The 12,576-nt window shown below is 71.8% G+C and carries 11 protein-coding genes; 2 read left to right on the top strand and 9 right to left on the bottom strand.

Features of this window, described 5'->3' with window-relative positions; genetic code table 11:
- Nucleotides 1–42: 42 nt before the first annotated feature.
- Nucleotides 43–1,398 carry an NAD(P)/FAD-dependent oxidoreductase gene (locus D0T12_RS14265; RefSeq protein ID WP_117400039.1) on the bottom strand — a complete coding sequence of 452 codons (1,356 nt, stop codon included), beginning with the start codon at nt 1,396–1,398 and terminating at the stop codon, nt 43–45.
- Between the two features lie 267 nt (nt 1,399–1,665).
- Nucleotides 1,666–2,493: a uracil-DNA glycosylase gene (locus tag D0T12_RS14260; protein WP_117400038.1), complete on the bottom strand. Its 828-nt coding sequence runs from the start codon at nt 2,491–2,493 to the stop codon at nt 1,666–1,668.
- Between the two features lie 134 nt (nt 2,494–2,627).
- Here D0T12_RS14260 and D0T12_RS14255 point away from each other — a divergent pair, with 134 nt between their 5' ends.
- On the top strand, nt 2,628–3,431 hold the full coding sequence (locus tag D0T12_RS14255; RefSeq protein WP_158581497.1) for a DUF2510 domain-containing protein: 804 nt from the start codon (nt 2,628–2,630) through the stop codon (nt 3,429–3,431).
- Nucleotides 3,432–3,446: 15 nt separating this feature from the next.
- Here D0T12_RS14255 and D0T12_RS14250 read toward each other — a convergent pair whose 3' ends face one another.
- The 4 genes from D0T12_RS14250 to eno form a co-directional block, all read right to left on the bottom strand.
- Nucleotides 3,447–4,391 (bottom strand): Ppx/GppA phosphatase family protein, encoded by a 945-nt coding sequence (locus tag D0T12_RS14250; RefSeq protein ID WP_117400036.1) that lies wholly within the window; start codon nt 4,389–4,391, stop codon nt 3,447–3,449.
- Nucleotides 4,388–4,939, bottom strand: coding sequence for a DUF501 domain-containing protein (locus tag D0T12_RS14245; protein WP_117400035.1), 552 nt, complete (start codon nt 4,937–4,939; stop codon nt 4,388–4,390). The genes D0T12_RS14250 and D0T12_RS14245 overlap by 4 nt, the downstream gene beginning before the upstream one ends.
- A gap of 87 nt (nt 4,940–5,026) precedes the next feature.
- Entirely contained in the window at nt 5,027–5,515 is a 489-nt protein-coding gene (locus D0T12_RS14240) for an FtsB family cell division protein (RefSeq protein WP_117400034.1), read from the bottom strand.
- 103 nt (nt 5,516–5,618) lie between these two features.
- Nucleotides 5,619–6,902 carry a phosphopyruvate hydratase gene (eno, locus tag D0T12_RS14235; RefSeq protein WP_117400434.1) on the bottom strand — a complete coding sequence of 428 codons (1,284 nt, stop codon included), beginning with the start codon at nt 6,900–6,902 and terminating at the stop codon, nt 5,619–5,621.
- 388 nt (nt 6,903–7,290) lie between these two features.
- Between eno and D0T12_RS14230 the strand changes: the two genes are divergently transcribed.
- A complete protein-coding gene (locus D0T12_RS14230) occupies nt 7,291–8,598 on the top strand; it encodes a sensor histidine kinase (protein WP_233526053.1) in 1,308 nt (435 codons plus the stop codon).
- Between the two features lie 55 nt (nt 8,599–8,653).
- On the opposite strand, the gene D0T12_RS14225 is transcribed toward D0T12_RS14230, so the two are convergent.
- The 3 genes from D0T12_RS14225 to D0T12_RS14215 form a co-directional block, all read right to left on the bottom strand.
- Entirely contained in the window at nt 8,654–8,884 is a 231-nt protein-coding gene (locus D0T12_RS14225) for a hypothetical protein (RefSeq protein WP_147339513.1), read from the bottom strand.
- Nucleotides 8,885–8,959: 75 nt separating this feature from the next.
- The gene (locus D0T12_RS14220) at nt 8,960–9,919 is read right to left on the bottom strand and encodes an NADP-dependent oxidoreductase (RefSeq protein WP_117400032.1); all 960 of its coding nucleotides are present in this window, start codon (nt 9,917–9,919) and stop codon (nt 8,960–8,962) included.
- Nucleotides 9,920–10,060: 141 nt separating this feature from the next.
- Nucleotides 10,061–12,547: a penicillin-binding protein gene (locus tag D0T12_RS14215; protein WP_158581496.1), complete on the bottom strand. Its 2,487-nt coding sequence runs from the start codon at nt 12,545–12,547 to the stop codon at nt 10,061–10,063.
- Nucleotides 12,548–12,576: the final 29 nt, after the last annotated feature.

Below are 12,576 nucleotides of genomic sequence, written 5' to 3'. Positions count from 1 at the left end.
TCTCACGCCGGCGTCTCCATCGCGCGGTACGGGGGCCTGCGGTCACGTGTCGTGCTGGCGTCCGGCCGCGAGTTCGAACTCCTGGCGCGGCCATTCCAGCTCACCCAGGGAGACGATCTCGCGCCGGAAGAACATCGCCAGCGTCCAGTCCATGGTGATCCGGAACTTCCGATTTATCGTCGGCATCCGCGACAAATGGTAGGTCCGGTGCATGAACCAGGCGGGAAGGCCGCGCAACTTCACCCCGTAGACGTTCGCCACGCCTTTGTGCAGGCCGAGGCCTGCCACCGAGCCGACATAACCATGCACATACGGTTTTCGCGGCTTTCCGCGCAGATCCGCCACGATGTTGTCGCCCAAACGTTTGGCCTGCCGGACCGCGTGTTGCGCGTTGGGCGCGGTGAAGTCACCGGTATCGGTGAGATCGGGAACGGCGGCGTTGTCGCCCGCCGTGTAGACGCCGTCCAGCCCCTCGACGGTCAATTCCGCGGTCGCTTTGACGCGTCCCCTCTCGTCCAGGGGAAGGTCGCTGTCCTTGACGACGGGGTGCGGTTTCACCCCGGCGGTCCACACGAGCGTCCCGGCGTCGAACTCCTCCCCGTCGCTCAGCACGATGCGCCGGTTCTCGGCGGACTTCAGCAACGTCTCCAGCTTGACCTCGATGCCCCGGCGGCGCAGCGCCTCGGCGGTCCAGCGCCCCATCTCCGGCCCCACCTCGGGCAGGATCCGGTCGGTCGCCTCGACCATCAGCCAGCGCATCTCCCGTTCGTCGAGCGTCGGGTACGCCTTGAGGGCGTCCCGCGCCATGTCCTCGAGCTCCGCCATCGCCTCGACGCCCGCGAACCCGGCGCCGACGAACACGAACGTCAGCGCACGCCTCCTGACCTGCTCGTCGTCCAGGTTGGACGCCGCGATGTCGAGCTGATGCAGGACGTGGTTGCGCAGGAAGATCGCTTCCTCGATGGTCTTGAAGCCGATCCCGCAGTCGGCGAGGCCCGGGATCGGCAGCGTCCGCGAGACGGACCCGAGGGCGACGACGAGCATGTCGTAGCCGACCATCCGTTCGGGGACGCCCGCGGTCTGCGAGCCCGCGGGTCGGACCGTGAGGCTCCTGGACGCGTGGTCGATGCGCGTCACGAAGCCGTTCAGGATCCGGCACCGGCCGAGCACCTGCCGCAACGGCGCCACGACATGGCGCGGCTCAAGGTTCCCCGCCGCGGCCTCGGGGAGGAACGGCTGGTAGGTCATGTACGACTGGGGGTCGATGACGGTGATGACGACCTCACCACCGCGCAACTCGCGGCGCAGCCTCTTCTGCAGGCGCAACGCCGTGTACATGCCGACGTACCCGCCGCCGACGATCACGATGTGCTTCGCGGATCCGCGCTCAGAGGCCATGTGCGAAGCGGTACCCGCCTAGGACATACTCACGCACTTGCCCCATACCGCGAACTTCTTCGTCCAGCACTGCATCTCACCCGACGAAGCACCAGAAAGACGCGGGACAGGGCCGAACGGGGGCGCCAAGCGGCCGTGGACGGCGAGCCGGGCGGGGTCGGCCCGACCGCCCCGGCCGCTTGGCCAAGGCCCTGCCCCACGCCCGCCCATGCTGGAGAGCATTCCCGACATTCCGGGTCGGCCCGGCACAGCGGGCCTGATTGCCGGCTAGCGGTGGTCGCGGGCGCGGGTGAGGACGGCGTCCAGCATGTCCTCGGTGACACGACCGGTGAAGGTGTTCTGCTGGCTCGGGTGGTAGCAGCCCAGCATCAGCACGGGCCCCGACGCGCCGTCCCGCGCGGACGGCGGTGGCGCCAGCTCGACCTCGGCGCCGTGGCCGAACTTCGGCCGGGGACGCGGCAGCCCGTACCCGGCGTGTTTCAGCGCGGGCCACACGCCCTGCCAGGCGAACCCGCCGAGACACACGACGCAGCGCACGCTCGCCGCGACCAGTTCGACCTCGCGGGCCAGCCACGGCAGGCACGTCGTGCGTTCGAGCGGCGTCGGCTTGTTGTCGGGGGGCGCGCACCGGACGGTCGCCGCCATCCGCGCGCCGATCAGCCGTTGCCCGTCGCCCGCGTGGACGCTGGTCGGCAGCGCGGCGAGCCCCACCCGGTGCAGGGACGCGAACAGCCAGTCGCCGGACCGGTCCCCGGTGAAGATCCGCCCGGTGCGGTTGCCGCCGTGCGCGGCGGGCGCGAGCCCGACGATCAGGATCCGCGGCTCCGGGTCGCCCCATCCGGCGACGGGCCGGCCCCAGTAGTCCTCGTCGGCGAACGCCCTGCGCCGCTGGACGGCGACCTTCTCCCGCCATTCGACGAGCCGGTCGCACGCCCGGCACACCGACTGCCGGGCGCACAGCCCGTCGAGATCGGGAGCCTTGGCGGCCAGCTCGACGACGTCGCCGGTGCCGTGCGCGACGGGCGTTCCGGGGGTCGCGGGGTCTTCCGGCCATCCGGATCCGGGCGGTACGAACGGGGCGTTGCCGGGCGTCATACCATCGATCGTCGCACGCCACAGGCGGTGGCCGGGTTCCGCCCATCTCTCTGCACAGCCGCTCCCGGTCGGTACGATGCGTTCGCCGGTCGGGCAGACGGGGTGCCCGGCGCAGGGTGAAGCGGAGGCAGGAAGTGTCGCAACCGGGCTGGTATCCAGACCCCTACGGCACGGGGAGCCTGCGCTGGTGGGACGGAGAGAACTGGACGGAACGCCTCAACCCTGAGCCGTCCCGTCCACCGCGGCTGCGCCTTCCCGCGCGGGAGCAGCGACCGCGGGAGGAGTACGAGGAGCCCCGGCGCGAAACGCAGCGGGACACCCGGTACGGGACGCCCTACGCGGCGCCGCACCCCCGGCAGACGTGGGAGGCCGGTCCGGCCGTCCAACCGTTGGACGTGAACGTCCGCGACCTGCACCTGTACGCCGACGAGCGGTTCGTGGCGTACGGGAACGCGTCGCTCGCGTGGCCGCATGTGGAGTGGGTGGCGTACTGGGCGGCGGAGCGACCGGCCGGTTCCGGCCGCGCCCCGGCCCACCAATGGATCTTCCAGGCGGGACGGTTCCCGTTCCGGGGCGGTCCGCGCGTCGAGGTGGTCATCGAACGGGACGGGCTCGGCGCGAAGGACGAGCCGGAGCAGGTGTGGGGGCGCCTGATCCAACTGTGCCAGGAGTTCGCGGAGCGGCGGCTGGTGGAGGAACTGGCGAGACGGGTCCGCGCCGGTGAGTCGGTGGACGTCGCGCAGGGCCTGACCGTGCACCCGGGCGGCGTCCGCGGCAACCGCGTGTCGCTGAGCTGGTCGGCCATCTCCGGCGCGACGGTCGACGGCGGACGCGTCTGGATCCAGCAGACCAACAGCGCCGCGCCGGTGCTCTACGTCCCGCAGCAGAACCCGAACGCGGTGCTGATCCCCGCCCTGGTGTCCCAGCTCAGACGGTGAGGAACGAGCCCCGGTTCAGACGAGGGACCAGGCGAGACCGTCCAGGATGTCGTGCTCGCTGACCACGACCGCGCCGAACCCGTACTCCCGCATGATCCGGTCCAGGATCAGCGCGCCCGCGCCGATCACGTCGACCCGTCCCGGGTGCATGACGCCGATCTCGGCGCGCTCGGCGCGGGTCGCGTGCAGCAGCCGCCGCGTCACCTCGTGGACCTGGGCGGCGGTGATGCGGGACAGGTGGATGCGGGACGAGTCGTACTCCGGCAGGTCCAGCGCGATGCCTGCGACCGTGGTGACGGACCCGGCGAGCCCGACGAGCGTGCGCGCCTCGTGGACCGGCACGGTCTCGCGGACGGTGGCGAGGGCCGCGTCGATGTCGGCGGCGGCGCCGGAGATCTGGGACGGCGACGGCGGGTCACCGTCCTTCAGGTGCCGTTCGGTCATCCGCACGCAGCCGATGTCGATGGAGCGGGCGGCGTCGGCGGTGGAACTGCCGACGACGAACTCGGTGGAACCGCCGCCGATGTCGACGACCAGGTAGGGGCGGGCGGGCCGCAGCGCCGCCAGTTCCCGGGTCGCGCCGAGGAACGACAGCTCGGCCTCCTCGTCCCCGCTGATCACCTCGGGCACGACACCGAAGATGTCGACGACGCCGCTGACGAAGTCGGCCCGGTTCTCGGCGTCGCGGGTGGCGCTGGTCGCCACGACCCGGGTCTTGATCGGGCCGTGGCCGGTCCCGTGCCGGTCGATCAGCCCGGCGTAGCCGCGCATGGCGGTGAACGTCCGTTCCAGCGCGGCGGGCGACAGCCGTCCGGTCTCGTCGACGCCCTCCCCCAGCCGGACAATCTCCATCCGGCGTTCGACGTCGGTCAGCGTCCCGCCGCCCTCACCCGGCGCGATGTCGGCGATCAGCAGCCGGACGGAGTTCGTCCCGCAGTCGACGGCGGCGACACGCGTCACCGTTCCTCCCCTGGTTCCGCCTCGCTGGTTTCTCGATCACTTGTTTCCGGGTCGACGTGGACGCAGGGCCCGGAACGCCACCATTCGGGCAAGGCGTCCAGCCCCTCCCGGCCGAACGGGTTGGCGCCGGGCACGGCGAGTTCGTGGGCGATGAGGGCGTGCAGGCATTTGACGCGCTCCGGCATGCCGCCCGCGCTCTGCATGCCCTCGGGCAGCGGCTCGATCCCCTCGTCGCGGGCCGCCTCGTCGCGCCGCCGCAGGTAGTCCTCGTGGGCGGCGGTGTAGCGGGCCGCCAGCGCCGGGTCGTCCGCGAGCCTGGCCTGCATCTCCCGCATGATCCCGCTGCCTTCGACCGTTCCGATGGCGGACGCGGCCTTCGGGCACGTCAGGTAGAACAGCGTGGGGAACGGCGTCCCGTCCGGCAGCCGCGGCGCCGTCTCGACGACGGCGGGCAGCCCGCACGGGCAGCGGCTCGCCACCCGGCGCAGGCCGCGCGGTGGCCGCCCGAGCTGGGCCGCGACCGCGGCCGTGTCATGTGCTCCGATCATGACGTCCCCACCCGGACACTCCCGAAAATCCGCCCTCGAACGACGCGTTCCCGCACCGCCCCTCCGACATCCCCTCCGGCGGACGCGTCAGCGCGGTCGGTCGGCCGCCTCCACCGACCGCCACAGCGTCTCGTACCAGGGCGGCCTGCTGGTCGGTCCGCCCCTGCGGGCCTGGCGCCCGTCGTCCGGACCGTCGTCCATGACGATGTAGCACTTGACGTCAGGACGGCAGTAATGGAGCCTTCGCGTCGCCTCACGCTCAATGTACGACTTTTCACCGAGTTGTTGCTTGCGTTGGGCAAGGATCTCGACCTGCCGCCGGGCGGCGGCCTCCTGCCGGCGAAGGTCGGCGATCTCCTTGCGCTGGGCGATGTACTCCCGGACGGGGTAGGCGAGGCTCAGCGCGATGGCGCACACCACCACGGCGAGGATGGCGGCACGGCTGGTCAGCGCCGGATTGCCCCGCTGCGCGCCCTCCCCGCGACCGGACCCGCCCCCGGCCCTGTCCCCGGTTCTGGCCGCGGCCCTGCCCTCGGAGCCGTCCTTGGCGCCCTTCTTTGCCCTGTCCTCAGCCATGTGTCCCCTGCCTGGTCGAACGGAGTCGCGGGAGCCCGGGTCGCGGACGAGGTCGTCCGTCCGCGACCCGACGACCCGAGGCCCGGCTCACGGATCCGGTCGGTCAGCCCTGGGCGTTGAAGCGCGGGAACGCCGCGGCGCCGGCGTAGCGTGCGGCGTCGTCGAGCAGTTCCTCGATGCGCAGGAGCTGGTTGTACTTGGCGACGCGGTCGCTGCGGGCGGGCGCGCCGGTCTTGATCTGGCCGCAGTTGGTGGCGACGGCCAGGTCGGCGATCGTGGTGTCCTCCGTCTCGCCGGACCGGTGGCTCATCATGCAGCGGTACCCGCTGGTCTGCGCGAGCGAGACGGCGTCGAGGGTCTCGCTGAGCGTGCCGATCTGGTTGACCTTGACCAGCAGCGCGTTCGCGGCGCGGGCCCCGATGCCGCGGGCCAGCCGCTCGGGGTTGGTGACGAACAGGTCGTCGCCGACGATCTGCACGCGGTCGCCTACGGCGGCGGTGAGGCCCTCCCAGCCCGGCCAGTCCTCCTCGTCGAGGGGGTCCTCGATGGAGACCAGCGGGTACTCGGTGATCAGCGCGCCGTAGTAGGCGGCCATGTCGTCGCTGGAGCGCTTGACGCCCTCGAAGGTGTACTGGCCGTCGGAGTGGAACTCGGTGGCGGCGACGTCGAGGGCGAGCGCGATGTCGCGTCCGGGGACGAAGCCCGCCTTGCCGATCGCCTCCATGATCAGGTCGAGGGCCTCGCGGTTGCTCGGCAGGTCCGGCGCGAAGCCGCCCTCGTCGCCGAGCCCGGTGGCCAGGCCCTTGGACTTCAGCACCGACTTCAGGGCGTGGTAGGTCTCGGCGCCCCAGCGCAGCGCCTCCGCGAAGGTGGCCGCGCCGATCGGCGCGATCATGAACTCCTGGACGTCGACGTTGGTGTCGGCGTGCGCGCCGCCGTTCAGTATGTTCATCATCGGGACGGGCAGCAGATGCGCGTTGGGGCCGCCGACATAGCGGAACAGCGGCAGGCCCGCGGAGTCGGCGGCGGCCTTGGCGACGGCCAGGCTGACGCCGAGGATCGCGTTGGCGCCGAGCGCCGACTTGGCCGGGGTGCCGTCCAGGTCGATCAGGAGCTGGTCGATCAGCCGCTGGTCGGACGCCGGGTAGCCGACGAGCTTCTCGTCGATGGTCTCGTTGACGGCCTTGACGGCGTTCCGGACGCCCTTGCCGCCGTAGCGCTCTCCGCCGTCCCGCAGTTCGACGGCCTCGAACTGGCCGGTGGAGGCCCCGCTCGGCACGGCGGCGTGCGCCTCGGTCCCATCGGCGAGCAGGACCTCGACCTCGACGGTCGGATTGCCGCGAGAGTCCAGGATCTCCCTGGCGAGTACGGCCTCGATCGACGACACGGGGAACCCCCTGAAGAGCGATATGACCGGATGCGGATCTGTCACATCCGTGCGGTTCTGTGCAGCCACCGAGCCTATCGGCGCGGCCCCCGCGCCGCCCAACTGGCTCGCCGCTCCCGGCCCGCGGGCCCGCCGGCCGACGCGTCGCGGGCCACGCGACCGGACCCGGGTGAACGATCTTTTACCTGTCCAGCACGGTCGTGTTTGCCCTGTTCCGGCAAGAAAAACCGGGTACTGCCAGGAACAGTTCCGGGAGGTCGCCATACGTGTCCGACCCACCCAGTCCAGTGGTCGCGATGACGGTTCTCGTGGGCCGAGCCCCCGCCTGACCCGATGGCTCTGGCGGACCGCGCTGCGCCACCCGGAACTGCGTGTACGGGTCACGCTCGTGGCCGTGCTGGTCGCCCTCGTCCTGTTCACGGCGATGTCACTGCTGGTACTGGCGGGCGGCCGGGAGCAGGCCAACACCGAGGCCGTCCAGGACATCTCCCAGGAAGGCCGCCGGGTGGCGGTCGCGATCAACAACGGCACCCTGGGACCCGAGATCGGCGGCTCGGGCGGCGAGTTGCTCCAGGTCGTGGACGAGCAGGGACGGGTGGTCGCGGCCTCTCCCCGGATGCGCGGGCGCGCGCCGGTGCGGTTCCCGCCGCCCGTGCCGACGGACGATCGCCGGGAGGGCAGCAGCTGCGACGTCGACGCGCCCGGCGGGTCCTGCTTCCTGATCGTCGAGTACCGCGTGGACACCGGGACGTCCACCCGGTACGTCTTCGCTCTGACACCCGAACCGGGGCTGCTGCCGCAGCCGAAGCTCGCCCTGCTGCTGTTGTTGGGCACCCTGGCGGGCACCCTGCTCGTCGGCTACGGAACCTGGCGGTCGGTGGGCCGCACGCTGCGTCCGGTCGACGAGATCCGCCGCGAACTGGACGAGATCACCGCGACGGACCTGGAGCGCCGGGTGCCCGAGCCGTCCCGGCTCGACGAGGTGGGAAGGCTCGCGCGGAGCATCAACGCGACGCTCGACCGGCTGGAACGCGCGGTCGCCCGGCAGCGCGCCTTCGTGGTCGACGTGTCCCACGAGCTGCGCAGCCCGCTCGCCGCGCTGCGGATGGAGCTGGAGCTGGCGCTGTCGGACCCCGACGACACCGACCTGCCGGAGGCGCTCCGGGCCATCCTCGCCAACACCGACCGGCTGACGGCGGTGGTGGACGACATGCGGGCGCTGACCCGCCTCACCGCCGACCGGAACTTCCCGCGCGAGGAGGTGGACCTGACCGAGCTCGCCGACGAGGAGGTGCTGCGCCGCCCGCTCCGCACCCAGGTGACGGTCCTGGCCGAGGGGGCGGTGACGGTGAACGGCGGCCGCCGCGAACTGGCCCGGCTGCTGACGAACCTGATCGACAACGCCGACCGGCACGCGGCCTCGGAGGTGACGGTGATCCTGGGCACGGAGGAGAACCCGCCGACCGCCGTGGTGGAGGTGATCGACGACGGGACCGGTGTCGCGCCCGAGGACCGGGAGCGGGTGTTCGAACGGTTCGCGCGGCTCGCGGAGGGCCGTCACCGCGACGCCGGAGGCACCGGGCTCGGTCTCGCCATCTCCCGGGACATCGCCGAGGCGCACGACGGCTCGCTCGTCCTCACCGACCGTCTCGACGGCTCTCCCGGCGCCCGTTTCGTCCTACGCCTGCCCCGCTGACCCGCAGGTCAACGGGGCCCGCCGGTGACGGGGCCCGTGATGGTGGACGGACCGCTCAGTCCTCCCCGAGTTCGACGCGAAGGCGTTCGCGCTCGTACTCCAGCAGTTCGATCTGGCCCTCCAGCTCCTCCCGGGCGGCGAGGTACTGGCCGGAGTCGACGTTGTCACCGGCGTCGCCGGACGGCGGGGTGAGGTCGGCGCGCAACCGGTCGAGGGACTCGTCGATGTCACGGAGCCGGGTGCGGCGGTCGTCCTCGTCCCGCCCGCCCATACTGCTCTGATTCATGTGAATTCCTCCCGTGGGGCTGCATGCCCGTAACGGGACGAAATAGTGCTCGCCGGACGCGGATCGAAACCGATATCAGAGGCGGATCACGGTCCTGCCGCGTGCGCCGCCCACCCGGTTGACGGCGAGGGCGTCCGGCGTGTCCTCCAGCGGGACCTCGCGTTCGACGCGGACGCGCAGGTCGCCCGCGTCGATGAGATCGGACAGCCGCTCCAGCGCGGCGGCGGAGGGCCGGTCGTCCAGGTTGACGGCGCGCAGCCCCTTGGCCTCCATGGAGTCGGGGTGCACGGCCCAGACCGCGCTGAGGTACGTCCCGCCGGGCCGCAGAAGCCGCGCGAGGTTCTCGGTGGTGGAGGTGTCGCCGACCAGGTCGAGGACGGCGTCGATCCCGTCGTCGTGGACGGCCAGCACCTTGGCGTTGAGTTCGCTCAGGGAGCGGTCGCCGTGCGAGTACTCGACGGTCTCGTCCGCGCCGAGGCGCCGCATCGTGCCGGCCATGTCGGCGCGGGCGGTGGCGATGACCTTGACGCCCGCGAGGGACGCGAGCCGCACCAGGCACTGCCCGACGCCGCCGGTCGCGCCCACGACGAGCACGGTCTGCCCGGCGTCGACCCGCGCCTGCTCCAGCATCGCGAGCGCCGCCGAACCCGCGGTCGGCACCGCGGCGGCCTCGGTGTAGATCATCCCGTCGGGGATTCTGGCGACCGGGCCGTCCTCCCGGACGATCGCGTACTCGGCGAACGCGCCGAGGCCCCGCTCCGGCGCGGCGAGGATCCCGTAGACCTGTTCGCCGTGCCGCAGCCGGGTCACGCCCTCGCCGACCTCGTCCACGACGCCCGCGCCGTCCTGGCCGAGGATCAGCGGGAACGACGCGTCGACGGAGTCCTTCAGCATGCCGTCGGCGAGTTTCCAGTCGAGCGGGCTGAGCCCCGCCGCGATGACCTTCACCAGGATCTCTCCGGGCCCCGGCACCGGACGCGGTAGGTACATCGGCGCCGGTGTGGCACCGTACTCGGACACGGCGATGGCTCGCATGACGATCGTCCCCCCGATCGGATTTCCGCAAGATCTGCGCAGGTCAACACCCGATCGTTGATCTACCCGCCGTCCGGATGATCACACGGCGAGGTTCCGTGGCGCGGGTCGCACGGGCGGGAGAAGGCGGGCTGAACCGGGTCAGCCCGGGGCCTGTTGCCCGCCCTCGCCGGGCAGGGCCGGGAAGGTCGGCGGCGGGGTGATCGGCGGGATCGGCGGGATCGGCGGCAGCGGATCGCCGTCGCGCGGGCCCGGCCCCGTGCTGACGCGCAGCGTCACGGTCTCGCCCGGTTCCACGGAGCCGGGGCCGGGTGTCATCTCCGCGACGCTGCCCCTGGCGAACTCGCGGGACTTGACGGGCCTGCCCACGCGGACCTTGAACTCGGCGGCGCGGAGCCGCTTGACGGCCTCGTCCAGCTTCAGGCCGCGCACGTCGAGCAGCTTGACCTTCTCCTCGCCCGACCCCTCGCTGAAGAAGTGGGACGGCGGACGGCGGAACGAGGACGCGGGCGTGTCCGACAGCGCGCCGAGCATGCTCTGCCTCCAGATCGGCGCGGGGATCGTCGCGCCGAACACGGCGCCGTAGCAGCGGCCGTCCATGCACAGGCTGTCCATCGGGTACTTGTAGCCGCCGCGGGGGTCGCCGACCCACACGGCCGCGGCGAGCTCCGGCGTGTACCCGGCGAACCAGGCGGCGGAGTAGTCGTCGACCGTGCCGGTCTTGCCCGCGGCGTCACGGCCGAGGCCCATGCCGCGCGCCGTGCCCTTGGTGAGGACGCCGGTCAGCACGTGGTTGACGGCGTCGGCGACGCCCTTGTCCATGGCCTGCCGGCACTCGCGCGGCGGGACCTCCAACTCCTCGCCGGCCGCGTTGGTGATCTTCTTGATGGCGATCGGCGCGCAGTACTTGCCGCGGGCGCCGAACGCCGCGTACGCCGCCGCGAGCCGCAGCGGGGAGACGGGGTTGGACCCGAGCGTGAACGACGGGACCTCCTCCAGCGGCTTGCCGCTGGCCTGCCGCATCCCGAGCTTCTCCGCCATCTTGACCGAGTCGCAGAGGCCGACCTCCTTCTCCAGGGCGAGGAAAAAGGTGTTGACGGAGTGTTGGGTGCCGGTGACGAGGCTGAACTTCTTGCCGCCCTCACCGTCGGCGGCGTTGCCCAGCGCCTTGGACGGGTCGCCGACGCGCTCGCCGTCGCAGTTGCGGTAACCGACGGGCGTGTACTTGCGCGGCGCGAACAGGCGGGTGCCGAACGGCATGCCCTCGTCCAGGGCGGCGGCCAGCGTGAACGCCTTGAACGTGGACCCGGCCTGCATGCCGATGCTGGAGCCGTGGCTGGCGTCGGCGGCGAAGTTGATCCAGGTCTTGCCACGCTCCTTGTCGGGGCCGAGCCTACGGTCGACGACCATCGCCTTGATCTCGCCCGTGCCCGGCTCCACCATCACCTCCGCCGCGGCCTTGCCCGCGGAGTTCTTGGGTGGGACGTGCGCGTCCACCGCGCGCTGCGCGGCCTTCTGCGCGCGCCGGTCCATGGTGGTGCGGATGGTGAGCCCGCCGCGTTTGAGCAGCTTCTCCCGGACGTCCGGCGTCTGGCCGAACACCGGGTTCGTCAGGATCTCCCGCTGCACGTAGTCGCAGAAGAACGGCGCCTCGCTCGACACGCAGCCGCTCTTGACGTCGTCGACCTTCAGCCTGATCGGCAGGTTCGCGGTGGCGTCCGCCGTGGCGCGGTCGATCCAGCCGAGGTCGGCCATCCGTTTCAGGACGACGTTGCGGCGGTCGCGGGCTGCGGTCGGATGCTGGGTCGGGTCGTAGGCGTACGGGTAGCGGATGATGCCGGCGAGCAGCGCCGCCTCGGCGAGGTTCAGCTCGGACGCGTGCTTGGAGAAGTAGTGCCGGGAGGCCGCCTCGACGCCGTAGGCGCCGTCGCCGTAGTAGGCGATGTTGAGGTAGCGGCGCAGGATCTCGTCCTTGGTGAACCGCTTCTCCAGCGCGACCGCGTACCGCAGTTCCCGGATCTTGCGCGCCGCGGAGACCTCCTGGGCCTCCCTCCGCTCGGCGTCCGACTCGGCCTGGGTGATCAGCAGGTTCTTGACGTACTGCTGGGTCAGGCCGGAGCCGCCCTGCGTGACCTGACCGCTGCCGAGGTTGCTCAGGAACGCCCGGAGCGTGCCCTGGGCGTCGATGGCGCCGTGGTCGTAGAAACGGCTGTCCTCGATGGCCAGCACCGCGATACGGAGAACGGGAGCGATCTGCGACAGGGGGACGTCCACCCGGTTCTGGTAGAAGAACGTGGCGATGGTGCGCCCGCCCGCGTCGAGGATCCTGGACCGCTGCGGGACGCCGGAGGTGGTTAAGCCCTCGGGCTCGGACCGGAACCAGCGCGCCGCGTCGCGTGCGCCGATGCCCGCCGCGCACGTGGTGGGGAGCAGGACGAGCGCGACGAGGAGCCCCGACAGGCCGCTGAGCGTGCTCAGGCCCCGGAACGCCCGCGCCCGCTCGCGGCGGGAGGTGGAGGGAGCGAAGAAACGACGGCGGGAGCGGCGGGAGGAGCGAGGGCGCGCCGAGAACGGGACGCCCGGTCCTACTTCGGGGTCCCCGGAATCATCATCAACCCCAGCTGACACGCGCTCAGAGTAGACGTGCCACCGCGGCC

The sequence above is a fragment of the Actinomadura spongiicola genome (assembly GCF_003432485.1).
Lineage (GTDB): Bacteria > Actinomycetota > Actinomycetes > Streptosporangiales > Streptosporangiaceae > Spirillospora > Spirillospora spongiicola.
The sequence above is the reverse complement of the archived record's forward strand: the minus strand, read 5'-3'. Positions and strand labels throughout refer to the sequence as shown.

Excerpts from the sequence above, each read along its gene's own strand:
- D0T12_RS14265 (WP_117400039.1), bottom strand. The coding sequence starts at position 1,398 with ATGGCCTCTGAGCGCGGATCCGCGAAGCACATCGTGATCGTCGGCGGC.
- D0T12_RS14260 (WP_117400038.1), bottom strand. The coding sequence starts at position 2,493 with ATGACGCCCGGCAACGCCCCGTTCGTACCGCCCGGATCCGGATGGCCG.
- D0T12_RS14245 (WP_117400035.1), bottom strand. The coding sequence starts at position 4,939 with ATGATCGGAGCACATGACACGGCCGCGGTCGCGGCCCAGCTCGGGCGG.
- D0T12_RS14240 (WP_117400034.1), bottom strand. The coding sequence starts at position 5,515 with ATGGCTGAGGACAGGGCAAAGAAGGGCGCCAAGGACGGCTCCGAGGGC.
- D0T12_RS14225 (WP_147339513.1), bottom strand. The coding sequence starts at position 8,884 with ATGAATCAGAGCAGTATGGGCGGGCGGGACGAGGACGACCGCCGCACC.
- D0T12_RS14220 (WP_117400032.1), bottom strand. The coding sequence starts at position 9,919 with ATGCGAGCCATCGCCGTGTCCGAGTACGGTGCCACACCGGCGCCGATG.